20 protein-coding genes are annotated in these 23,288 nt (G+C 40.2%); 15 read left to right on the forward strand and 5 right to left on the reverse strand.

The features are described 5' to 3' along the window. The first annotated feature begins 110 nt into the window (after nucleotides 1-110). The 9 genes from ACT53H_RS04595 to ACT53H_RS04635 all read left to right on the forward strand — a co-directional run bounded on the left by ACT53H_RS04595 (nucleotide 111) and on the right by ACT53H_RS04635 (nucleotide 10,805). The gene (locus ACT53H_RS04595; protein ID WP_171056853.1) at nucleotides 111-950 is read left to right on the forward strand and encodes a p-hydroxycinnamoyl CoA hydratase/lyase; all 840 of its coding nucleotides are present in this window, start codon (nucleotides 111-113) and stop codon (nucleotides 948-950) included. Nucleotides 951-987: 37 nt separating this feature from the next. After that, nucleotides 988-2,439: an aldehyde dehydrogenase gene (locus ACT53H_RS04600; RefSeq protein WP_476008718.1), complete on the forward strand. Its 1,452-nt coding sequence runs from the start codon at nucleotides 988-990 to the stop codon at nucleotides 2,437-2,439. 81 nt (nucleotides 2,440-2,520) lie between these two features. After that, a complete protein-coding gene (locus tag ACT53H_RS04605) occupies nucleotides 2,521-4,407 on the forward strand; it encodes a feruloyl-CoA synthase (RefSeq protein ID WP_476008719.1) in 1,887 nt (628 codons plus the stop codon). 74 nt (nucleotides 4,408-4,481) lie between these two features. After that, on the forward strand, nucleotides 4,482-5,621 hold the full coding sequence (locus ACT53H_RS04610; RefSeq protein ID WP_476008720.1) for an acyl-CoA dehydrogenase family protein: 1,140 nt from the start codon (nucleotides 4,482-4,484) through the stop codon (nucleotides 5,619-5,621). Between the two features lie 82 nt (nucleotides 5,622-5,703). Further along, entirely contained in the window at nucleotides 5,704-6,954 is a 1,251-nt protein-coding gene (locus tag ACT53H_RS04615; protein ID WP_476008721.1) for an OprD family porin, read from the forward strand. Between the two features lie 57 nt (nucleotides 6,955-7,011). Then, a complete protein-coding gene (locus ACT53H_RS04620) occupies nucleotides 7,012-7,548 on the forward strand; it encodes a DUF3237 domain-containing protein (protein ID WP_476008722.1) in 537 nt (178 codons plus the stop codon). A gap of 40 nt (nucleotides 7,549-7,588) precedes the next feature. Next, complete coding sequence (locus ACT53H_RS04625; protein ID WP_476008723.1) at nucleotides 7,589-7,978, forward strand: PaaI family thioesterase; 390 nt, start codon at nucleotides 7,589-7,591, stop codon at nucleotides 7,976-7,978. A gap of 33 nt (nucleotides 7,979-8,011) precedes the next feature. Further along, nucleotides 8,012-9,763: a tannase/feruloyl esterase family alpha/beta hydrolase gene (locus ACT53H_RS04630; RefSeq protein ID WP_476008724.1), complete on the forward strand. Its 1,752-nt coding sequence runs from the start codon at nucleotides 8,012-8,014 to the stop codon at nucleotides 9,761-9,763. Nucleotides 9,764-9,908: 145 nt separating this feature from the next. Beyond that, nucleotides 9,909-10,805 (forward strand): DMT family transporter, encoded by an 897-nt coding sequence (locus ACT53H_RS04635; RefSeq protein WP_476008725.1) that lies wholly within the window; start codon nucleotides 9,909-9,911, stop codon nucleotides 10,803-10,805. 15 nt (nucleotides 10,806-10,820) lie between these two features. Here ACT53H_RS04635 and ACT53H_RS04640 read toward each other — a convergent pair whose 3' ends face one another. Next, nucleotides 10,821-11,891: an AraC family transcriptional regulator gene (locus ACT53H_RS04640; protein WP_476008726.1), complete on the reverse strand. Its 1,071-nt coding sequence runs from the start codon at nucleotides 11,889-11,891 to the stop codon at nucleotides 10,821-10,823. A 129-nt stretch (nucleotides 11,892-12,020) separates the two neighbouring features. Here ACT53H_RS04640 and ACT53H_RS04645 point away from each other — a divergent pair, with 129 nt between their 5' ends. Further along, nucleotides 12,021-13,481: a coniferyl aldehyde dehydrogenase gene (locus tag ACT53H_RS04645; RefSeq protein ID WP_476008727.1), complete on the forward strand. Its 1,461-nt coding sequence runs from the start codon at nucleotides 12,021-12,023 to the stop codon at nucleotides 13,479-13,481. Between the two features lie 81 nt (nucleotides 13,482-13,562). Here the strand turns inward: ACT53H_RS04645 and ACT53H_RS04650 are convergent, their stop codons facing one another. The 3 genes from ACT53H_RS04650 to ACT53H_RS04660 form a co-directional block, all read right to left on the reverse strand. Then, entirely contained in the window at nucleotides 13,563-15,026 is a 1,464-nt protein-coding gene (locus tag ACT53H_RS04650; RefSeq protein ID WP_476008728.1) for an amino acid permease, read from the reverse strand. 400 nt (nucleotides 15,027-15,426) lie between these two features. Beyond that, entirely contained in the window at nucleotides 15,427-16,521 is a 1,095-nt protein-coding gene (astA, locus tag ACT53H_RS04655) for an arginine N-succinyltransferase (RefSeq protein ID WP_476008729.1), read from the reverse strand. Then, complete coding sequence (locus tag ACT53H_RS04660) at nucleotides 16,518-17,753, reverse strand: bifunctional succinylornithine transaminase/acetylornithine transaminase (RefSeq protein ID WP_476008730.1); 1,236 nt, start codon at nucleotides 17,751-17,753, stop codon at nucleotides 16,518-16,520. Before ACT53H_RS04660 ends, astA begins: the two co-directional genes overlap by 4 nt. Before the next feature lie 136 nt (nucleotides 17,754-17,889). Between ACT53H_RS04660 and ACT53H_RS04665 the strand changes: the two genes are divergently transcribed. Further along, entirely contained in the window at nucleotides 17,890-18,312 is a 423-nt protein-coding gene (locus ACT53H_RS04665; RefSeq protein WP_476008731.1) for an Lrp/AsnC family transcriptional regulator, read from the forward strand. A gap of 112 nt (nucleotides 18,313-18,424) precedes the next feature. Here the strand turns inward: ACT53H_RS04665 and ACT53H_RS04670 are convergent, their stop codons facing one another. Next, nucleotides 18,425-18,874: a hypothetical protein gene (locus ACT53H_RS04670; RefSeq protein ID WP_174746280.1), complete on the reverse strand. Its 450-nt coding sequence runs from the start codon at nucleotides 18,872-18,874 to the stop codon at nucleotides 18,425-18,427. A gap of 510 nt (nucleotides 18,875-19,384) precedes the next feature. Here ACT53H_RS04670 and ACT53H_RS04675 point away from each other — a divergent pair. From ACT53H_RS04675 to ACT53H_RS04690, 4 genes are all read left to right on the forward strand, one after another. Beyond that, nucleotides 19,385-20,815 carry a gamma-aminobutyraldehyde dehydrogenase gene (locus ACT53H_RS04675; RefSeq protein WP_174740739.1) on the forward strand — a complete coding sequence of 477 codons (1,431 nt, stop codon included), beginning with the start codon at nucleotides 19,385-19,387 and terminating at the stop codon, nucleotides 20,813-20,815. 28 nt (nucleotides 20,816-20,843) lie between these two features. Then, a complete protein-coding gene (locus ACT53H_RS04680) occupies nucleotides 20,844-21,614 on the forward strand; it encodes a nuclear transport factor 2 family protein (RefSeq protein WP_476008732.1) in 771 nt (256 codons plus the stop codon). Between the two features lie 55 nt (nucleotides 21,615-21,669). After that, nucleotides 21,670-22,389 (forward strand): FadR/GntR family transcriptional regulator, encoded by a 720-nt coding sequence (locus ACT53H_RS04685; RefSeq protein WP_476008733.1) that lies wholly within the window; start codon nucleotides 21,670-21,672, stop codon nucleotides 22,387-22,389. 65 nt (nucleotides 22,390-22,454) lie between these two features. Beyond that, entirely contained in the window at nucleotides 22,455-23,162 is a 708-nt protein-coding gene (locus tag ACT53H_RS04690) for a cache domain-containing protein (RefSeq protein WP_476008734.1), read from the forward strand. Nucleotides 23,163-23,288 lie beyond the last annotated feature (126 nt).

The raw sequence follows: 23,288 nt of genomic DNA on the forward strand, positions 1-23,288 counted from the left end.
AAAATACAATGAATTATAAAATATTTATAAAATTTTATAAAAAAGACTTGAATGTAAGTTTAACTGATATTAAATTAAATCCCAGAACAGCTAAAAATCATTCAAGGAGTATGAAGATGAGTTATGAAAACCGCTGGGAAACAGTAGATGTTAAAGTTGAAGATGGAATTGCATGGGTAACGCTAAACCGCCCAGAAAAGAAAAATGCCATGAGCCCGACACTCAATCGTGAAATGATTGATGTGCTTGAAGCCATAGAACTTGATCAAAATGCACGTGTGCTTGTGTTGACAGGTGCAGGTGATTCTTGGACAGCAGGCATGGACTTGAAGGAATATTTCCGTGAAGTCGACACTCAGCCTGAAATTTATCAAGAACGTATTCGCCGCGACTCATGCCGTTGGCAGTGGCAACTTCTTCGCATGTATTCAAAACCAACGATTGCAATGGTCAACGGCTGGTGCTTTGGAGGCGGTTTCTCACCTTTAGTTGCTTGTGACCTCGCAATTGCAGCAGATGAAGCAACTTTCGGTTTATCTGAAATTAACTGGGGGATCCCACCGGGTAACCTTGTAAGTAAAGCAATGGCAGACACTGTTGGTCACCGTGCCTCTTTGTACTACATCATGACGGGTAAAACCTTTAGTGGTAAAGAAGCCGAAACTATGGGCCTTGTGAATAAAAGCGTACCGCTTGAACAATTAAAAGCAGAAGTGACTGAGCTTGCAAACTGTCTACTTGAGAAAAACCCTGTGGTTCTTCGTACTGCTAAAAATGGATTTAAGCGTTGTCGTGAACTGACTTGGGATCAAAACGAAGACTACTTATATGCCAAACTTGATCAATGTATCCACCGCGATACAGAAAACGGTCGCCAAGAAGGTTTGAAACAATTTTTAGATGAAAAATCAATTAAACCGGGTTTACAGAGCTATAAACGTACTGGTTAACTTTTGATTCTCTAATGGCAATGTAAGGACACAACCCATGCAAAATGTACAGTTACTTATTCACGGTCAATCTTTTGATGCATCAAATCAGGCAACTTTTGAGCGTATTAGTCCCATTGATGGATCAGTGGCAACTCAAGCTGCTGCTGCAACATTGGAAGATGTTGATCGTGCAATCGATTCGGCACAACAAGCTTTCAAAGTATGGTCGAAACTCTCGCCTACCGAACGTCGCTTACGTTTGTTAAAAGCAGCCGATTTAATGGACCAAAAGACCGAGCAATTCATTGAAACTGGAATGCAAGAAACAGGTTCAACTGCGACATGGTATGGGTTTAACGTTCATCTTGCTGCCAACATGTTACGTGAGGCAGCAGCCATGACCACACAAATTGACGGAAGTCTGATTCCGTCAGATGTACCGGGCAATCTTGCCATGGGTGTGCGAGTTCCTTGTGGTGTGATTGTTGGCATTGCGCCTTGGAACGCCCCTGTCATTTTGGCAACACGTGCACTTGCCATGCCTTTGGCTTGTGGTAACACCGTTGTATTAAAAGCATCAGAAGCCTGCCCTGCAACACATCGTCTCATTGGTGAAGTGTTACATGAAGCAGGTCTTGGTGAAGGTGTGGTGAATGTGATTACGCATGCTGCCGAAGATGCACCACAAATCGTTGAGCGTTTAGTGTCTCACCCAGCCGTGAAACGCATTAATTTTACGGGTTCAACCAAAGTCGGAAAAATTATTGCCGAGACTGCGGCTAAATATTTAAAACCTGTTTTACTTGAATTGGGTGGTAAGGCCCCTGTCGTGGTTTTAAATGAAGCTGACATTCATGAAGCCGTAAATGCAGTTGCTTTTGGAGCTTTCTTTAATCAGGGGCAAATCTGTATGTCGACCGAACGTGTTTTGGTTCAAGACAATATTGCCGACCAATTTATTGAAAAACTGATTGAAAAAACCCGCTCTATTCGGGCAGGTAATCCAACCTCAAAAGACAATGTACTCGGTGTTTTAGAAAGTCGACGTGCTGCAAACCGTATTCAGCATTTGCTGGAAGATGCTCAAAACAAAGGTGCTGACTTACCTTTAGGCATTCATATTGAAGACACCACCATGCAACCGACGCTGGTGCTCAATATTAAACCTGACATGCTGCTTTACCGTGAAGAATCATTTGGACCTGTATGCACAGTTCAACGCTTTTCAAGCATTGAAGAAGGCGTAGCACTGGCAAATGACAGCGAGTTCGGCCTTTCTTCGGCAGTGTTTAGTCAAAATATTTCTCAAGCACTGGAAGTGGCTCAACAGATTGATTCGGGTATTTGTCATATTAACGGCGCAACCGTACATGATGAAGCTCAAATGCCATTTGGTGGAACAAAATCGAGTGGTTACGGACGTTTTGGTAGTAAAGTCTCTATTGCCGAATTTACCGAACTACGCTGGATCACTATTCAGACCCAATCACGTCATTACCCGATTTAGTCAGGCTAATGCGGACAACAACATATTAAATAAAAATTGCATGATGCAAAAAATAAAGCGCAGTGATGCGCTTTCCATGGAGTGAAAGAAATGCAAATGAATGCCACTCAATCACAAGACCGCGAACGGTTCGTAAAATTAGGGCAACATGATATTCATTATCACCATAAAGATGACACGCTCTATATCAGCCCAAAAGAGCAATTAAAACCGTATCCACAAAAACTGACAGATCGGTTAATTCATTTTGCACAAACCAAACCAGACCAAATTTTTGCAGCAAAACGCAATGCTCAAGGTGAGTGGGTCAAACTGAGTTATGCAGAAGTTTTACAACGTGCATGGCACATTGCTCAGGCATTACATGAACGTAAGTTAAGCCAAGAAAGACCACTCGTTATTTTAAGTGGTAATGATCTCGAACATTTAACACTGTCTATGGCTGCCATGCTGGCAGGTGTGCCTTTCTCTGCTATTTCACCCGCCTACTCTCTGATTTCTCAAGACTTTGGCAAACTTAAACATGTGTTTGAAGTGCTTACACCTGGTATGGTTTATGCCAACGATGGACAAGCTTTTGCCAAAGCCATTCAGGCATGTATTACATCCGACATTGAAGTGGTCACCAATAAAGGGATTGTGGGCGATCAGATCTGCACATCTTTTCAATCGCTATTAGATACGCCTGTTTCAAATGTTCAAGAGTTTTATCAAACCCTAGATGAAAACCAGATTGCTAAATTCTTATTTACATCAGGTTCAACCAAATTGCCTAAAGCTGTACCGACCACGCATTTAATGTTGTGTGTTAATCAGCAAATGTTATTGCAGACTTTCCCTGAGTTTGAAGAAACACCACCTGTCCTACTCGACTGGCTATCTTGGCACCACACATTTGGTGGCAGTCACAATGTCGGCATCGCGCTTTATAACGGCGGTACCATTTACATTGATGACGGCAAACCCGTTGCAGGAAAATTTGATGAAACCATTCGTAATCTGAAAGAAATTTCTCCAACCGTTTATTTAAATGTGCCAAAAGGTTGGGAAGAGCTCACCAAGGCTTTAGAAAAAGATGAAGAATTAAGAGACCGCTTTTTTGCCAAAGTTAAAATTTTATTCTTTGCAGGTGCAGCGCTTTCAGAAGCGGGCTGGAATAGACTCGATAAAATTGCTCAGCAACATTGCGGAGAAAAAATTCGCATTATGAGCGGATTGGGCATGACTGAAACTGCTCCCTCTTGCGCTTTTACCACTGGCCCACGTGTGATGGCTGGCTTTATTGGATACCCTGCTCCGGGATGCGAAATCAAGTTGGTTCCATGTGGTGACAAACTTGAGTTTTGCGTTCGTGGCAAACACGTCATGAAAGGCTATTGGCGCTTAAAGGCAGACCAACAAAGCACTGTGTTTGATGATGAGGGCTTTTTCCATACGGGCGATGCTGTTCGTTTAGTCGATGTGAATGATCCGACCAAAGGCTTGATGTACGACGGACGAATTGCAGAAGACTTTAAACTCAATACAGGTACTTTTGTGAATGTGGGCACACTACGCAACAAAGTACTCATTCAAGGTAATTTACTGGTTCAAGATGTCTGCATTACAGGTTCAAACCTAAATGCGGTTGGCTTTTTGATTTTTCCAAAACTAGATGCTTGTGCTCAACAAGCTGGTCTTAAGCTGGGCGAACATTCTCCAGCAGAGATACTACAGCATCCTAAAGTCCAGCAATGGTTCCGCCAATTTTTAACGACCTTTAATAAAGATGCGACCGGTAGCTCAAATACAGTCTCAATGCTTTATTTAATGACCGAGCCACCTCAACTTGATGCAGGTGAAGTGACCGATAAAGGCAACCTCAATCAAGGCAATATTACCAAGCGTCGTGCCGCTTTAATTGATGAGCTTTATCAAAAGCAGAATGATAACCCGCTGATTATTCGGGTACCCACCTTAAAGCAATAAGCAATTGAAATAAAAAAGGAAGCTCAAACTTCGGTTTGGGCCTTAGTCTCACTTTTGCCTAAAAAAGGTTCAACATGCCACACGATACAGAATTTGAACTATTTCGAGATAGCTACCGCAGGTTCTTAAAAGAACAGGTTGCTCCGTATTATGAACAGTGGGAACACGATGGCCTGATTCCGCGTGATCTGTGGCTTCGTCTTGGGGAAAATGGCTTTTTGTGCGTCGATGTACCCGAAGAATATGGTGGCTACGGTGCTCCTGTGCACTACTCACTCATGTTGGTTCAAGAAACGGCTCAAGCTGGCTTTGCATCTTTGGCGGTTGCCATTGGTGGGCAAAATGAGCTGATCTCTCCTTATCTGCAAAATATTGGAACTGAAGAGCAAAAACGTTATTGGCTACCGAAAATGGTGACAGGTGAAGTCGTCACTGCAATTGCTATGACAGAGGCCAATGCTGGTTCAGACTTACAAGCCATACGCACTCAAGCCATTTTAGAAAATGACCACTATCGTGTGAATGGTTCAAAAACGTTTATTTCAAATGGTTTGCATGCCGACCTGATCGTTTTAGTGGCGAAAACTGATCCGCAAGCTAAAGCAAAAGGTATTTCAATTTTTTTAGTTGATGCTGCTTTAGACGGCGTTAAAAAAGGCCGTTCATTACAAAAAATCGGACTGCATGCCCAAGATACAGCTGAACTGTTTTTTGATGATGTCTGTGTGCCTGCAACTCAGCGTTTAGGTGAAGAAGGACAAGGCTTTGCTTATTTAATGCAAGAGTTACCTCGTGAACGTTTGAGCATTTCAATGATGGCGTTGGGGTCAATTTTAGGCGCCATTGAAATTACTAAAGACTATGTTTTGGAACGTAAAGCTTTCGGACAACCTTTAAGCCAAATGCAAAACACGCGCTTTGTGCTCGCAAACGCGCAAATCAAAGCAAAAGCCGCACAAGCCTTTGTAGACCAATGTGCGGCGCTTTATCAACAATACCACTTAAGCGTCACTCAAGTTGCCGCACTGAAGTGCTTTATTACCGATGTTCAATGTGAAGTGATTGATCAATTACTTCAGCTTTTCGGCGGCTATGGCTATATGCAGGAATACCCAATTTCACGCTTTTTTGTGGATGCACGGGTACAAAAAATTTATGGGGGAACCAATGAAATTATGAAAGAAATCGTAGCCCGAGAACTGCTCGGAAAATAATTCGATTTAAAAACCAAACAAGGCTGACACAACAACTAAACCTTATTGAAAACAAAAAAATGTTATTTCAGGAAGAAATGCTATGTCGAAATTATGGATGTACTCTACCCTCATGCTCTCTGGTTCAGTGTGGGCTGGCAATTTTATTGACAACAGCTCAGTAGAACTCACCACGCGAAATTTCTATTTTGACCGCGACTACCAAGAGCAATCCGCTTACCCTGCTGCCAAGGACTGGACACAAGGGTTTATTCTTAAAGCCAATTCAGGCTATACCGAAGGGACTGTCGGTTTTGGGCTGGATGTGCTTGCTACGGCAGGTTTTAAACTCGATGCCGATGCAGAGCATGGAGGTACAGGAAACTTACCTAGAGACACTCGCACCAATGAACCTACTGACTCTTATGGCGAAATTGGGGTCACAGCAAAAGCGAAAATGAGCCAGACTGAGCTACGTATTGGTACGCTAATGCCGATGAACCCGGTTTTAGTGGCTTCCCCTGCTCGTTTGCTTCCTCAAACCTATCGAGGCATTTCACTGACCAGTAAAGATATTAAAGATTTCGACTTACAAGCGGCCTACCTCGATAAAGTGAATCATCGTGATTCGACCAACTATGAAAAAATAAAAATTTCAGGGGTGAATGGACGATTTAAAAGTGCCGAAACTGATGGTCTTTATTATTTAGGTGGACACTATCAGCTTGATCCAACAATCAAACTCACCGCTTTTTATATGGATGTTGATGATCTTTATAACCAGACCATGATCGGTGCCCTACATCAACATAAAATTAATGACACCACTAATTTTAGCTCACAATTACGTTATTACCGTAGCCGAGATGATGGACAAGCAAAAGCAGGTTTAGTCGATAATGACCTTTATCATGCGCATTTCGAACTTAAACATCAAAACCATAAATTTATTTTTGGCACCTTCCAACACCACGGTGACACCGCATTTCCATATTTAACTGGAGGTGAAACGGGTCTACTCATTGATACATGGCCAGGCGAGTTTTTAAATCCAAAAGAAAAAGCCTATAGCTTCCGTTATGAATATGACTTTAAAAATTATGTGCCAGGTTTACGCTTCATGACTCGTTACACCACAGGTCACAATATTTATGCACCCAACTTAGGTGGGACTAATCTAAAAGAACGCGAAACAGACTTTGATTTAGGCTACACCGTTCAAAGTGGCTGGTTAAAAAATTTGGGGCTACGTGCGCGCTATGCCATTTATGACAACAACATGCTCTCTACAGCGAACATCAAGCCTGTAAACGAAACTCGTATCAACATCGACTACACATGGAAATTTAAATAATTCAAAACAAGAGGTTCTGTCACATATAGAACCTCTTTTTATTTCGGGAAATTCATCATGAAGAAAGTTGTAGCTCTACTCTGTGGAATGAGTCTGATTGCCCTGACTCATGCCGAAACGCAATATAATCCACCACCCATTCAGCTTGAGCCTTTAGCAAAATTTAGTGTTGATCTAAATGCGCCTGTTTGGGAATTAGGCACCACCAGTGAGGCAGGTAAACGCCGAATTATTCCCATTACCGGTGGGACATTTGAAGGCAAATCACTTAAAGGCCGTATTTTAAATAATGGCGCAGATTGGCAAATTGTCGACAGTAAAGGACTGGCCATTATTGATACGCGATATCTGTTAGAAACCGATGACGGTGCACTCATTTATCTTCAAACCAAAGGTTACCGACATGGCTCGGCAGAAACACTAAAACAGCTTGCTCAAGGCAAAGATGTCGACCCGAAAAATTACTATTTCAAAATTACCATGCAGTTTGAAACCAGCTCACCTAAATACTCATGGCTTAACCAGACCGTTGCGGTAGGTAGTGCAATGCGTTTGGGCAAAGCGGTTATTTATGATGCCTATAGCCTGAAATAATAATTTTTATAACACCAACAAAAAGGATGGACCCTTAACTATGGATCAAAAAATTTTAGAACACTTACCCCCCATTCATCACCATTTGGGTGGACACAATATTCATTGGAATGAAAAAAACACTGAACTCACCATCCACTACACAGCGCTAGAAAGCTTTACCAATCCACGCGGCACCGTTGAAGGCGGCATGATCTGCGCCATGCTTGATGACGTGATGGGGCTTTTTGCATTTCTTGCCAATGACCATAAACCCGCCACCACCATCAACTTAACAATGGATTTTTTAAGACCCTGTGCTGTGGGTGAAGTCATTACAAAATGCCGATTCATTAAACAAGGCAAAACCGTACTGAATCTCGAAAGTGAAGCTTGGCAAAACAACAAAATGATTGCACGAAGCACAGCTAATTTTCTGGTTTTAGATTAATTGCAAACATTCATTCAATAAGGATATGAATAAATGAATTACACCAACAATAAACGAATTTTGACCCACTCCGCTTTAGTACTTGCCATGCTTGGTTCTTTGGCAGGCTGTGGAAGTGATAATGATGACATAACGGTTCCATCAACAACAAAACCACCGCAGCTGTCTCCTGCTGTAGGTGCAAAACTAACTGGAAGCTGTTCAGACTTACTCGGATTTCAATACAACAATACAGTTATTAGCTCAGCTACCCTTCAAGAAGCAGGCACATTGACTGTCGCCAACAAACCGATTGGCGCTCATTGTTTGGTCAAAGGCTATATGGATCAACGGGCAAGCCCTGTCGATGGACAAACCTATCAAATTGGTTTTGAAATGCGCTTACCAATAGACTGGAATGGCCGTTTTCTCTATCAAGGCAATGGCGGAACCGATGGTAACTTAGTGCCTGCAACGGGTCAGGTCGGCAGCGGCGGTCCACTCACCAATGCCCTCCATGATGGTTTTGCTGTCATTTCTTCCGATGCAGGACATAATGCTTCACAAAATCCAATGTTTGGTTTAGACCCTCAAGCCAGAATCAACTACGGCTATGGCGCAATTACCAAACTCACGCCTATGGCAAAAGACCTAATTAAAGCCGCATATGGCAAATTACCAGATCGCTCCTATGCAGGTGGCACATCGAACGGTGGCCGTCATGCCATGATTGCTGCAACCCGTTTGGGCAACCAATATGATGGAATTTTGGCAAGCACACCGGGTTTTCACTTACCTCGTGCAGCAGCGGCGCAACTCTACACAGCTCAGCAGCTCCGTCGTGTCGCAACAGATGAAAATGACCTAAGTACCGCTCTTACTCTTTCGGAACGCAAAGTATTAGCAAAAGCGATTTTAGATCGATGCGATGCTCTAGACGGTGTTGCAGATGGCTTGGTTCAAGATGTCGAGGCTTGCCGTACAGCTTTTGATATTCACAAAGATGTACCCGTTTGCTCAAGCACAAGAGATGGTACTTGTTTAAGCACCGAACAAATTGATGTATTAGCCAACATTTACCGCGGCCCTGTAAATTCGGCTGGACAAGCGCTCTATGCAACCCAGCCTTTCGACCCTGGTTTAGTCGGCAGTAACTGGGCAAGCTGGAAATTCGAATCTTCGGTGGGAACAGCACGTGACCCCGTTGCAGTCGGCATTCTTTTTCAGGTTCCACCAGACCCAACTGTGACTCAAAACTCTAGACAATTTGCCTTTAATTTTAACTTCGATACCGACTATCCAAAACTCTCGGCAACCAATGATGTTTATACTGAAAGTTCGATGTCTTTCATGATGCCACCTGATGAACTTAATCTAGATAAACTCCGTAATCATGGTGGAAAAATGATTGTGGTACAAGGCACAGCAGACGGCGTTTTCTCTGTAGATGACACCCAAAATTGGTACGATCAACTACTCCAACACTATAAAAATGATGCAAAAGGTATTACGCCTGAATTTGCACGTTTCTTTAGAGTTCCGGGCATGAACCATACCCGTGATGGGATTGCGACCGATCAATTTGATGCATTGACTGCTTTAGTTAACTGGGTTGAATATGGCCAAGCACCTGACAAAATCATTGCAACCGCTCGCGGTGCAGGTAATCCAAGTGGTCAAGTAAATACTGAACTTCCGCAAGACTGGGCACCAGACCGCACCCGTCCACTTTGTCCTTACCCACTGATTGCCCGTTACAATGGTCAAGGTGATAGCGAAAAAGCTGAAAACTTTAGCTGTAAATAACACCCTATAAAATTAAAAGAGAGCTGACCTAGACTCTCTTTTTTTATTCTAATAAGTATTACTATTGAATCATTATCAAATGATATTTCATCCAATGCCTGCATCACTGCTAAGATAACACCGAAAACCAAAAACTCATTTCGATATGCAAAATCAGACTGCTTCAAACCTCCCCTCAACTCAACTTGGAAAAGCACTGCTTTGTCTTATGACATCGGCATTATTATTTTCCATTATGGGAGTGTGCATTCGTTTTGCTTCACAAACGGTAGACAATGCGACTGTCGTGTTTTTTAGAAATGCAGTAGGTTTATTTATTTTTATTCCGATGCTGTTTAAGCAGGGTTTAGACTTCGTTAAAACAGATAAACTCTGGATGCATACGTGGCGGAGCCTAGTTGGGCTTGCCGCAATGTATGGTTTTTTCTATGCCATTGCGAACTTAAAGCTATCAAATGCTATGGTTTTTAGTTATTCATCTCCTATTTTTATTCCGCTGATTGCATGGCTTTTCTTAAAAGAAAAAATCACCAAATCAATGATTTTTGCCGCAGTTATTGGGCTCATTGGAGTTTTGTTTGTCGCTAAACCCGACCAAGGTTTATTTAACGCATTATCTTTTATTGGCTTAGGTGCATGCTTTTTATCCGCAATGGCTTTTGTCACCGTAAGAGCTCTAACCAGTACAGAGCCGCCTGAGCGTATCGTTTTTTATTTCTGTATTTTTGGTAGTTTGATTTCATCTATTCCAATGTTTTGGCATTGGCGCATTTTCACTTGGCACGAATTAAGCCTACTCATTGCCGCAGGACTTTTAGCTAATATTAGTCAACTATTTATGTCTTATGCTTATAGCTTAGCGCCAGCAGGACAAATTGGCCCAATGAATTACATTGCCATTATTTTTGCAGGAATTTGGGGATTTGTTTTTTGGCATGAATTACCGGATCTATTCAGCATTATCGGCATATTTATTATTTTATTTGCGATTTTACTCTGTAATCCATTTTTGCAGAAAAAGTTACTCTCTCGCTTTAAGTAGCAGCCAAACTTGATTTTAATTCTGGTACTGTATTCGATACTCATTTGGTGAAATGCCTGTCCAGTGACGATAGGCTTTTCTAAAATTAGAGGTATCTGAAAAGCCAATTCTCTCAGCAATTTCATCTACGGTTAAAGTTGTTTCTCGCAAATATTCATCGGCAAGACGGCGCCGAGTTTCATCTAATAATTCTTGATAAGTCAGACTAAAACCTGCCAAGCGCCGATGTAAGGTACGCTTTGACATATGTAAGCGTTCAGCCATTTCTTGGGCCGATGGGAAAAGCCCTGTTCCATCCAATAATATTAAACGGATTGTTTTCACCAACTCAGGCTCTTCAAGTTCAGCAGCACCTAGCATCCGCTCACAAAACGACTTACACATATCCGCGGTAATCGGGTTGGCATTTGGGCAAGGCACATCGAGCCACTTTAAATCAAAGTGCCATTGCATCACCCCAGCATTAAACTGAACGGGGCAATGAAACACTTTTTCATATTCTTCTGCATAGTCAGGCGCTGGATAGGGCAACAAAAGCTTCTTGGCTTGAAATGGTCCTTCAAGCACACGTTCAATTAAGGCTTGCATGGAGCTAAACCAAAACTCGCACACCAAAGGCAGAAGCTTACCAAGAGCAATAATGTCCTGCCCTTCAAAAATCGCAACATCATCTCGAATATAAAAAGATTTCTTTAAAATAGGCCCTGCAAGCTTAATGTGTCGAATGCCCAGCTCTACTGCTTGTCTAAAATTACGCGAAGAATATAGTGCGTAGCCATACACCCCAAAATCTGACAGCCGCTGCTTTTGCCCTGCACGCAGACCAATTAAGGGATCGTGAGATAGTTTTTGAATATTGTGAAATAGCTGAATTTTTTGAAACTGAGAAATATATAAAGAGGATTGGTTCAACGCATCAGGCGAAATATTTGTGCCAGATAAAACATCTGATATTGAATGGCCTTGCAAACCCATTTCATCAAACAAACTGGTTAAACCCAGCAAATATGTATTGGCACCTAAGGGTGTATTATCATAATTTCCTTCGATAACACTATTTGCATTTTTATAAAGATTATTAGGCATTTAACTCACACCATCCCTAGAGTGACGTGCATAATGGCACTAAACTACCTCTTGTTGTCTCAATTTAACATCGACCATACGACGCTTCAAGCATAAAGTATGATAAGCAAAAGTATGGAAGGAACAATAATGGAACACTCCACTTTAAAAGAATATAGCGGCTCTGCCACTGAACATATGGAACTTATTTTTTCCAAACAACGTGCCAATTTTGAGGCAGATCCATACCCAACTCTTGAAGCACGCCGCACAAAACTGCATCAACTCAAAAAACAAATTATTCGTTATCAAGATGCTTTGGCTGCCGCGATTAATTCCGATTTTAGTTCAAGATCACTTGATGAATCTAAACTATTAGATTTGCTTGGCTCAGTGCTAGAGGCTGATCATGCAATTCATCATTTACGCCGCTGGATGCGCCCGAGTAAACGCCGTACCGAGCTTTTATTTTTATCGAACCGTTTAAGTGTGCAATACCAACCCAAAGGTGTGGTTGGTGTCATTGTTCCTTGGAACTTTCCCGTTTATTTAGCACTTGGCCCGCTCATTGCCGCATTAGCTGCGGGTAACCGAGTCATGATTAAGCTGCCTGAAATTACGCCGAATACCAATGCAATGCTACGACGCATGCTTGCCGAGGTCTTTAACGAAGATGAAGTAGCCGTGTTTGGTGAAGAAATTACAGACCCAGCAAGATTTACATCATTACCCTTTAACCATATTGTTTTTACAGGCTCTCCTGCGATTGGCAAAGTCGTTATGCGAGCATCGGCTGAAAATCTAACACCTGTTACACTCGAATTAGGCGGTAAATCACCAGCCATTGTAAGCCGCAACTACCCACTTGCCGATGCGGCAAAACGCATTACCCATGGTAAAGCAACAAATAGTGGGCAAATCTGTGTAGCGCCTGACTATGCGTTGGTTCCTAAAGAAAGTATTGATGAATTTGTGGATGCTGCAAAATCAAGCTTTATAAAAATGTTTGGTCAAAACATTACAAATAATGAGAATTACACATCGATTGTAAATGACCGTCATTTAAAACGTATTCAAGATATCTTGACCGATGCGCAAGAAAAAGGTGCCCGTATTATTCCTTGCGACACGTATAGCTTTGACCAACAAGGTCGCAGAATGCCTGTACAGATTGTGCTGAATTGCACGCCAGATATGCGCATTATGAAAGAAGAACTCTTTGGCCCTATTTTACCAGTGGTAGCTTACGATTCTTTAGATGATGCGATTACTTATGTGAAATCGGACGAAAGACCTTTAGCGCTTTATTGCTTTACGCATAGCTCAGTAGAACGCGACCGGATTTTACGTGAAACTCACTCGGGTGGTGTGACCATTAATGATTGGGGCTGGCATGTAGTTAACCATGATGCTCCTTTTGGGGGTATCGGAAACTCAGGCATGGGGTCATATCATGGTGAAGAAGGTTTCCGCGAACTTTCTCATGCAAAAACTGTATTTATTCGCCATAGGTTCTTCCCAACTCAGCTTTTCCACCCTCCTTATGGAACATTCCTTCAAAAATTAGCGATTCGCTTTTTCTTGAAAAAAGGCGATCCGAATATTAAATAAGGATTATAAAGAAAGCCTCGTAATGAGGCTTTCTTTATAATCTAAATTAATAAAATTTCTTATAAAGTTACTGTAATTTATTTAAATATAATCAACCTTTTGTGCTTTCAAAATATCAAGTTGCATCATTTTTTTCTTTTTATATTTATAGGCAATAAATAAACCAATAAACCAAATTGGTGAGCATTCAAGCGCAATTAAAGTATCATGGTCTAAAGCTAAAATTACGATAGTAAACACTAAAAACAACATAGTCATCCATGCCATAAATAAACCACCTGGCATTTTATATTTTGACTGGATATGTAGTTCAGGGCTTTTCTTACGATAATAAATATACGAAAGCACAATCAACATAAATGTAAAAATACATAAAATTGAAGTGAGCGCTGAGATAATCGTAAATGCGGTCATGACATTTGGAACAATAAATAAAATAGATGTTCCAACCGTTACGCACGCCATTGAAAATACTAAGCCTCTAATAGGAACTTTTCTTTTTGACAGTTTACTAAAGCTTTTAGGTGCATCGTTGTCTAAAGCCAAACCGTATAACATCCGGCTAGTCGCAAAGATTCCACTGTTTGCAGAAGATAAAGCCGAAGTCGCAACAACAAAATTGATTAAACCTGCTGCAATTGGTAATCCAACTAAAGTAAACATTTCTACAAACGGACTTTTTTCTGGTGAAACCTTAGCCCAAGATGTGACCGCAATAATACAAACCAATGCGCCTACGTAGAATAACAAAATGCGTAAAGGAATAGAGTTAATCGCTTTTGGAAGTGATTTATGCGGATCTTTGGTTTCAGCAGCAGTTGTACCAACAAGTTCAATACCCACAAACGCAAATATGGCAATTTGGAAGCCTGCCAAGAAACCTGTTACACCATAAGGAAACATCGATTCTGTTTCAAACAAATGGCTCATTGAAGCCTTAACACCATTTGGTGAAGTAAACCCAGTACCAATTAAATAAATACCAGCCAGAATAAATAGAATAATTGCAGTAATTTTGATGAGTGAGAACCAAAACTCAAGTTCACCGAACAATCGAACGGCCACAAAGTTAAGTATGGTTAAGATGGCCAATGATGTAAATGCCGGAATCCAGACGGGTAAATCGGGATACCAAAACTGCATGTACCCTCCGATTACAATTACATCGGCAATCGCAGTAATAATCCAGTTACACCAGTAGGACCAACCAAGGAAAAATCCCGCCCATGGACCAAGATAAGCCGTTGCAAAATCGGCGAAGGTTTTAAAATTAGTGTTCGCAAGCAACAATTCACCCATTGCCCGCATCACGAAGAAAAAGAAGAAACCAATAATTAAATAGGTTAAAACAATTGAAGTACCCGAAACACTTAATGTTTTCCCGGAACCCATAAATAATCCAGTACCAATTGCACCACCGATTGCGATCATCTGAATATGACGATTTGTCAATGAGCGCTGCAATTTCTCTTCTTCTTGATCAGTCATATGTTGACTACCAAGAAGATCTCCTTCCAGGAACTGCTTTCCTTTATTCTTACTCATGTAATATTTACTCCAATTTATAGCAACCGTCGTAAATGCTTTAATAATAAATAAATTATATGATTATTAATTTAATCCATTAAACCATTCTAAAAATATTATTAAATCATTTAAGACCTTATAAATTCCTTTTTAAAAGCTATCACCTATAACAATAAAAATTATTCATCATTCCTTTCCTTCATTATTATATTAGCCCGCTCTTCCCTATATATTTTCAATAAATACTTAAAACATATAAATTAATTAAATATTTTACTTACTTACCCTTTATATATAGAAAAACAGGCTAATTAATCTCAGCTCAGCGAGCAAGATTGTATTTATCCATATACTCATCTTGCGCTAGCGATAATATATTATTCCTTCCTAAATTTGGTGAAATGTGTAGTATTACTGATTAATTAACAGCCATTCGAAAATGATTAGTTTCTTTGAGCTTCTTTGCCACTTCTGGACTCGCAACCTGTTTAACTTGAACACTTAGCACACGAACTAAAGCACCATTTTCGACATTCAATTGTTTTGCCTGTTCTTTTGTTAACTGCAATATGTTCTGATGAGGCTGGCTATACACCAGAATGGCCCGATAATTTTCATAATCATCATTAGCCACAATGTAAGACTCATCCCCTACAGCGATATTTTGAGGCTGTTCAATTTGAACCGTTACAGACTGACTTTCTTTAATTGCCCGTAAATTTTCGATATCTGCTTGCAGCGTTGCGCCCCCATCAAAAATATCGATATAGCCTTTATAGCGTAGTCCCTCTTCAAGCAGCAGGTTGTAGGCTGGTCGAGTATTCGGATGCACAATGCCAATTGCGGCTTTAGCATCGTCAGGTAACATATCGACATAGAGTGGATGTCTTGGCATCAGCTCAGCAATAAAAGCCTTTTGCCCCACTCCACTTAAATAATCGGCCTTGGTAAATTCGATATTAAAAAACTTATGACCTACCGCATTCCAAAATGGTGACTGCCCATTGGCGTCAGAATATCCGCGCATTTCGGCAACAATTGTTTCTTCAAAATATTGACGGAATGCTGAGAGAAATAAGAAACGGACTTTAGATAAAAATTTGCCATTTTTATTTAAGCGATAGTCAGGATCTAAAAATAAAGTACAAAGCTCACTACAGTTGGTATGGTCATTACTCAAATACAAAGTCGGTAAAGCGTTATAAACACTTAACGGTTCTGACGCATGCACTTGTGTCCCAACATGGAAGTTATACCAAGGCTCTCTTAACCCAAGTGCCACTTCAATACCGCAAACGCCGACAACTTTGTTGAGTTCAGTATCTTCTAAAACAAATAAGTAAACCTGATCTGCCTTTGGAAGTTCGCCTGCGACTGTTTTACATGCCCGTTCAATACGAGCAGCAAGCTTTTCCATATTTGGCTGCAAAGATGTCAAACCAAAACCCGCTTTTTGCGCCAACAGGTAAAGGTCATTAACATCTTTAGGTTCGATGTAGCGAATAATCATCATGCTGCTTGTTCATCCTTTTGAATTTCTACAAAGCGAGCAAGCGCGCGTTCAAAGCGTTTTAGACCTTCATCAATATCAGCAAATGGAATAATTAAAGATGGCGTAAAACGGATAACATTTGGACCAGCAATCAAACTCAATAAACCTTCTTCGCCCGCAAGATTATTAATATCTTTTGCTTTACCAGCAAATTCGGCTTTTAAAGCACAGCCAATCAGCAAGCCTTCACCACGAATCATTTCAAAAATTTCATATTTTTCATTTAATTGATTTAAAGCGTTTTTATAGTAATCATGACGCTCTTTAACGCCGTTAAGCACTTCAGGCGTATTAATAAACTCAAATACTGCACCAGCAACCGCACTTGCTAACGGGTTACCGCCATAAGTCGTACCATGTGTACCCACTGAAAAATGCGAAGCAAATTTATCTGTTGTTAGCATTGCACCAACAGGGAAGCCACCGCCTAATGCTTTTGCTGTCGTTAATACATCTGGAATAACACCAGAGTTCATGTAGGCATAAAGTGCACCTGTACGGCCAACACCAGTTTGCACTTCATCAAAAATAAGTAAGGCACCAAACTCATCACACAGTGCACGTAAACCTTTTAAAAATTCGATGTCAGCTGGAATAACGCCGCCTTCACCTTGGATCGGTTCAACAATGACTGCACATGTTTGCTCATTGATCACTGCTTTGGCAGCTTCTAAATCATTAAAGGCAACGTGGTTAATTCCATTTGGAAGTGGTACAAAGTCTTGTGAATATTTAGGTTGACCACCGGCTGAAACGGTAAATAAAGTACGGCCATGGAAAGCATTATTAAATGCCACAATGCCACTTTTGCCAGCAACGCCGCTGTCTAAACCAACTTTACGAGCCAGTTTTAAAGCAGCTTCGTTCGCTTCAGCACCTGAGTTACAGAAGAAAACCTTGTCTGCAAATGTATTTTCGGTAAGTTGTTTTGCAAGGCGTAGAACAGGTTCATTTGTATAACCGTTACCTACATGCCAAAGTTTTGTTGCTTGTTCTGTTAAAGCATTTACTGCCACTGGATGCGCATGACCTAATGCGTTTACTGCAATCCCGCCTGCAAAATCAATATATTCTTTATTTTCTTGATCCCAAATACGTGAACCTTCACCACGTACCGGAATGAAATTTGCTGGTGCAAAAACTGGAACCATCCACTCGTTAAAGTCATTACGAGAAACTGCAAAATTATTCATTTTATCTAGTCCATTAAATTAAAATTATGAGGGTTAGCTGATGACCCTATTATTCAAAATCAAATTGATTCACAAAATTTGTAATTCAGTCAAAAATGAATTATTTTTTACCAATTTGATAATTGACAATTACAATATGGATAACATTGATCAAATTATTTTAGGTTTACTTAAAGATAACGCACGGATGTCTGTTACCGAGTTAGCTGAAAAAGTTCATGTTTCAAGAGTAACGGTAAAAAAGAGAATCGAATATTTGGAGTCTTCGGGCATCATTACTGGATATACAGTACGGTTTAAACCCAATGCAGAACGCAACATTATTCGTGCATGGATGAGCATTATGGTTGAAGGGACCAAAGCGCAGTCTGTGATTAAAGAATTACGCCTCGAAAGTGCCGTGGAATGTCTGCATAAAACCAATGGCAAATGGGACATTCTGGTCGAGCTACGCTCTGATACTTTAGAAAACTTCGACAAAGTTTTAGAAAGAATCAGGAATATTTCAGGTATTTACAACAGTGAAACCAGTATTCTGCTTGCGAGTCATAAGACCTGAGATTAATGATTTTCTTATTTTTTCAAGCTAATAATCTACGAACATATTCAATATATTATTCTACAGAATAGGATATCTCTTTCTGTAGAATATATTGAAAGACTATCCATGATCAGTTTGAGATTTTCATTTCAAGAACAAACTCATGCTTTCTATTTTCACCAGTCGAATGATCAATTGCTTTCATATCCTCTATATAATAGATAATCTCTACCCTCTTCCCTACCATAAAGAGATTTATATCGGATTCATTATTTAAAAAAATACCTTGCTTCACAATTTTGCCAATATCTTTTAATTCAATATCCATAGTGTCTGGTATGTTACCATTATCCATATCAGTTGTATAAATACGCTGAATTATTCCTGATATTTCTTTACGTGGAATTGTCCCAGACTCTAAATTATTTAACCACTCAAACGAACCATATAGCCCATATGTGCCTTTCAATCCATGCATTGGTCTTAATTCATTTAAAGTTAAAGCCTGAACTGTTTTTATATAATTAGGATCTTTTCTTATTTTATCTCTAACATGATATACCAAATACATAGTTTCCATATATTATTCTCATTTAAAATGATATTTTTTCTTTCAATAAATTATTAATAAAATAAATCCATAAACATACTTAGTCTAACCAAGTATTAATAACAACTTACTCAATTATTAATAAGAAAGAAATCTTTACTGAACTTATTTTATCATATGAATTTAAATGAATCTCTAACTCATTATCCTCATTAAAATATAAGATACCTTTGAATAAAAATACAAAGGTACGATAAGTCACTTAACTTTTTGAAAAATGATGCTAGCTTTCCAAAACTTGCCCCCATAAAAAAGTACAGAACTATCTTGTGGTGGTGAATCAATAATGAACAATTAAAAATCTTCACAATTTTTTAATTTTTTTTAAATAATCAAATCAAAAACTTAAAATCTAATCTGATTTAAATTCCAACTTTTTTCACCCACCCCCCTTATCAAAGCATTTGACAGAAAATTTAAAACATAATACATATAGTATTATATGTTATATGTTAAAAACCTAAGGACAAGGTATAAAAAATGGCTAAAACTCAACTACAACACTTTATTAACGGCGAATATGTTGCTAGCAAAGGATCTGATTACTTCGATTTGATAAGCCCCGTGACTGGTGAAGTTTATGCACAATCACCGAATGCAACTGAGGCCGAAGTTGATACAGCTTATGCTGCTGCAAAAGAAGCATTCAAAATTTGGGGACGTAGTACACCTTCGACTCGTCAAAAAGCATTATTGAATTTGGCAGATGCTATTGAAGCAAATGCGGAGCGTTTAATTGAGGCGCAAAGTCGTAATACGGGTCAGTTAAAACACTTAATTGCATCTGAAGAAGTGGGCGCTTCGGCAGATCAGGTTCGTTTCTTTGCAGGTGCTGCCCGCTTACTCAATGGCACAGCTTCAGGAGAATATTTAGAAGGTCTAACCTCTTCTATTCGCCGTGAACCAGTCGGTGTAGTTGGTCAAGTCACACCTTGGAACTATCCACTCATGATGGCTGTTTGGAAAATTGCACCGGCTTTGGCTGCAGGTAACACAGTGGTACTTAAACCAAGTGATACGACACCTGAAAGTACGCTTTTACTTGCTGAAATTGCTGCACCATTTTTCCCTAAAGGTGCCTTTAACGTGGTATTAGGACAAGCTCAGGTGGGTTCAAAAGTTGTATCACATAAGACCCCTGCTCTGGTTTCTATTACAGGCTCAGTTCGTGCCGGATTACAAGTTGCAGCTTCTGCCGCAGCAAATTTAGCGAAAGCGCATCTTGAGCTTGGTGGTAAAGCACCGGTAGTGGTTTTTGAAGATGCGGACATTGATAAAGCAGTTGAAATGATTGCTTTAACGGGCTATTTCAACGCAGGTCAAGACTGTACTGCGGCAACACGTGTGATTGTGGCTGAAGCCGTTCATGATGAATTTTTAGCTAAACTCGTTGAAGCTGCAAAAAATACCCGTTTTGGCGATCCAGATGATCAAGACGCACTTTATGGTCCGCTTAACAATGCCAATCAATTAAAGAATGTTAAAGCTTTTATTGACACCTTACCTGCTCACGCCAAAGTTGAAACAGGCGGAAAACAGGCAGACCGTCCAGGCTTCTATTTTGAACCCACTGTTATTAGTGGCTTAAAACAACACGATGAAGCAATTCAAAATGAAATTTTTGGACCAGTCATTACTGTTCAAAAATTTACTGATGAAAATGATGCGATTGAAAAAGCCAACGATGTTGAATATGGCCTAGCTTCAAGTGTGTGGACTAAAGATCACGCCCGCGCCACGCGTCTATCTCGTGAACTCGATTTCGGTACAGTTTGGATTAATACCCATATTCCTTTAACCGCAGAAATGCCACACGGTGGTTTCAAAAAGTCAGGTTATGGTAAAGATTTATCTGGCTACGGTTTTGAAGAATATACCCGCGTTAAACATGTGATGAGTTCAAACGAATAATAAAAATGGACTTTGAAAGGAGATCAAAATGAATAAACAAGAAATGAAAGACTTGGTGACTAAAGCTCATCATGAGTTATTTAATTTACACGACACCACTGCTCTGGATCGTTATTTTTCTGAAGATTTTATAGAGCACTCACCGCTGGTTGCAAATGGTCTTTCAGGCCTTCGCCAACTGGTAGAAGATTGCCCCGACATGCAACATGAAGCTGTGCGTGTATTGGCAGACGGTGACTTGGTTGCAATTCATGGCCGCTTTCAGGGATTAGATGAAAACCCATTAGTTGGTTTTGATATTTACCGAGTGAAAGACGGCAAAATTGTGGAACATTGGGATGGTCTTGTAGCAGAAGCTGCGCCAAATGTGAGTGGTAGAACCCAATTAGATGGTCCGACCGAGATCGTAACTCATCATGATTCGGAGCAAAATCGTGAGATTGTGACCTCTTTCTTTAAGAAGTCATTAATTGATGGCAATTACGAAGCATTTAAAGAATACACCTACAACGATCAGTTCATTCAACATAGCCCAGATATTGGCGATGGAGTTAAAGCCGTCATTGATTTTTTGAACAATATCCGTAATGAAGGACAAGGTTTGGTATACTCCAAAACTCATCGCTCCATTGCTGATGGTCAATTTGTATTGACACATTCCGAAGGAAATATTGCTGGAAATCGACATGCCTATTTTGAATTGTGGCGTGTAGATAACGGCAAAATTGTTGAACTTTGGGATGCAATACCAGCCGTGCCTGAAGATGAACAGGCAGTCCATCAATATGGCGTGTTTTAATCATTTATCCGTTTCATTAAGCTAAGTCACTGACTTAGCTTTTAGAGAATTCGCCATGTCAGCATATACGATAATTTTTGCACCTATCGCTCAGGCAACTCGATCGGAACAAGTTGTAGAACGCTTGGAAAATGCAATTATCTCTGGATTGCTCAAAAGCAATGAACAACTTCCTAACGAGGCGGATCTAGCTCGCTTAATGGGAGTGTCACCCATTACCGTTCGTGAAGCTTTAAATACTTTACGCGTAAAGGGTCTGATTGATACACGACGCGGGCGAAACGGCGGAAGCTTTGTTTGTGAGTTACCTTCCGATTTACTCTTAAACAAGCATCCTCTACGTCAGGCTTCAAATGAATATCTGGCTGATTTAGGCGAGTTTCATAGTGCAATTTTAAGCCATGGTGCATATTTGGCAGCACAAAGAACCACTGAATATGAACTGGGTAAAATCAAAGAACTTATTGATCAATTTGAACAGGCCGTTGAAGCAGACACACGTGCGCAACTTGATTTACGTTGCTTGTTAACACTCACCTCTTTTGCTCAATCAGCTCGACTGGCAAATCAAGAGTTAACCATACAAGCCGAATGGGCGCCGCTCATTGCTGTGCTTTACCAAGATGATCATTTTCATCAACTGGTCGTTGCACAATACCACCAACTTTTATCATCTTTTGTTCAAGCCAATGAAGATGATGCTGTTATTCAAGCACGAAAGATTATTTCGATGCTAACGGATCAAATGCTTCGATATAAGTTATCTATCGAATAAAAATAATAAAACAGAGCACTTATCAAATATCGAGTGAGAAATATGGAATTTTAGGAGTTATAGGAATGACCCAACATTTAGATATAGAAGAGCTTCAAAATTTGTTAAAGACGGTGGTTGAGGAAACGACAACCATTACAGAAAATCTGGCAGCTAAAGCGAGCAAAATACTCTCAAAACATGAACCTGAAAAAACAAAAGACATTAAGCTTTCAGGTTCAGAGCGTTCAGCTTTGCAAAAAGAAATTAAAAAGGCTTTACAAGAAAGCCATTACAGTCAAGGTATTGGCTTTGCAAGTTATAGCCCTGCAACGCAAGAAGAACAAGATTATTGGACACTCGAATGGTGGTATAAAAAAGAAGATCAGTTACAACAAGCGAAACTTGAAAACTATCAAAATGCTCAGCGCTTTTTAGATTTTCGCTCTTTTGAATGGTTCCATAAACCTGCTCAAAATAAAAGTCCGTGTATTCATGGACCATATGTCGACTATATCTGCAATGGTGCATATACCATCACCCTTGCCCATCCGGTCATGATTCGTGATCAATTTATCGGTGTAATTGCCACCGACATTTTAGTTTCAGCACTAGAGAAACTACTCATGCCGAAGCTGAAAAACATCAAACAAAAAGCAATCGTGATCAACGATTCTTCTCGAGTCATTACTTCAAATGACGTCACCATCAGAACAGGCACATTATTTAGAGGACAAAGTCCTCAGCAGGTTCTGTCACGACCGTGTCAATCTTTTCAACTGGTCGTGATCTAGAGTGAAGTCAAAAAATATAAATATTTGACTTTGCTTTAGGGCATCACCAAGGCGAAATAGCCCCTAGCTTTTGTACAAACTTTCTTCAAACAGACTTGTTTATTCAGGTCTAGGGGAAGTTTTGGC

It is taken from the genome of Acinetobacter sp. DMC2, assembly GCF_056314305.1.

What these genes read in the sequence shown, in the direction of transcription:
- ACT53H_RS04675 (WP_174740739.1), top strand. Translation starts at nt 19,385, where the DNA reads ATGGCTAAAACTCAACTACAACACTTTATTAACGGCGAATATGTTGCT.
- ACT53H_RS04615 (WP_476008721.1), top strand. Translation starts at nt 5,704, where the DNA reads ATGTCGAAATTATGGATGTACTCTACCCTCATGCTCTCTGGTTCAGTG.
- astA (WP_476008729.1), bottom strand. Translation starts at nt 16,521, where the DNA reads ATGATGATTATTCGCTACATCGAACCTAAAGATGTTAATGACCTTTAC.
- ACT53H_RS04635 (WP_476008725.1), top strand. Translation starts at nt 9,909, where the DNA reads ATGCAAAATCAGACTGCTTCAAACCTCCCCTCAACTCAACTTGGAAAA.
- ACT53H_RS04625 (WP_476008723.1), top strand. Translation starts at nt 7,589, where the DNA reads ATGGATCAAAAAATTTTAGAACACTTACCCCCCATTCATCACCATTTG.
- ACT53H_RS04645 (WP_476008727.1), top strand. Translation starts at nt 12,021, where the DNA reads ATGGAACACTCCACTTTAAAAGAATATAGCGGCTCTGCCACTGAACAT.
- ACT53H_RS04650 (WP_476008728.1), bottom strand. Translation starts at nt 15,026, where the DNA reads ATGAGTAAGAATAAAGGAAAGCAGTTCCTGGAAGGAGATCTTCTTGGT.
- ACT53H_RS04685 (WP_476008733.1), top strand. Translation starts at nt 21,670, where the DNA reads ATGTCAGCATATACGATAATTTTTGCACCTATCGCTCAGGCAACTCGA.
- ACT53H_RS04665 (WP_476008731.1), top strand. Translation starts at nt 17,890, where the DNA reads ATGGATAACATTGATCAAATTATTTTAGGTTTACTTAAAGATAACGCA.
- ACT53H_RS04690 (WP_476008734.1), top strand. Translation starts at nt 22,455, where the DNA reads ATGACCCAACATTTAGATATAGAAGAGCTTCAAAATTTGTTAAAGACG.
- ACT53H_RS04620 (WP_476008722.1), top strand. Translation starts at nt 7,012, where the DNA reads ATGAAGAAAGTTGTAGCTCTACTCTGTGGAATGAGTCTGATTGCCCTG.
- ACT53H_RS04660 (WP_476008730.1), bottom strand. Translation starts at nt 17,753, where the DNA reads ATGAATAATTTTGCAGTTTCTCGTAATGACTTTAACGAGTGGATGGTT.
- ACT53H_RS04600 (WP_476008718.1), top strand. Translation starts at nt 988, where the DNA reads ATGCAAAATGTACAGTTACTTATTCACGGTCAATCTTTTGATGCATCA.
- ACT53H_RS04670 (WP_174746280.1), bottom strand. Translation starts at nt 18,874, where the DNA reads ATGGAAACTATGTATTTGGTATATCATGTTAGAGATAAAATAAGAAAA.
- ACT53H_RS04630 (WP_476008724.1), top strand. Translation starts at nt 8,012, where the DNA reads ATGAATTACACCAACAATAAACGAATTTTGACCCACTCCGCTTTAGTA.
- ACT53H_RS04595 (WP_171056853.1), top strand. Translation starts at nt 111, where the DNA reads ATGAAGATGAGTTATGAAAACCGCTGGGAAACAGTAGATGTTAAAGTT.
- ACT53H_RS04640 (WP_476008726.1), bottom strand. Translation starts at nt 11,891, where the DNA reads ATGCCTAATAATCTTTATAAAAATGCAAATAGTGTTATCGAAGGAAAT.
- ACT53H_RS04610 (WP_476008720.1), top strand. Translation starts at nt 4,482, where the DNA reads ATGCCACACGATACAGAATTTGAACTATTTCGAGATAGCTACCGCAGG.
- ACT53H_RS04680 (WP_476008732.1), top strand. Translation starts at nt 20,844, where the DNA reads ATGAATAAACAAGAAATGAAAGACTTGGTGACTAAAGCTCATCATGAG.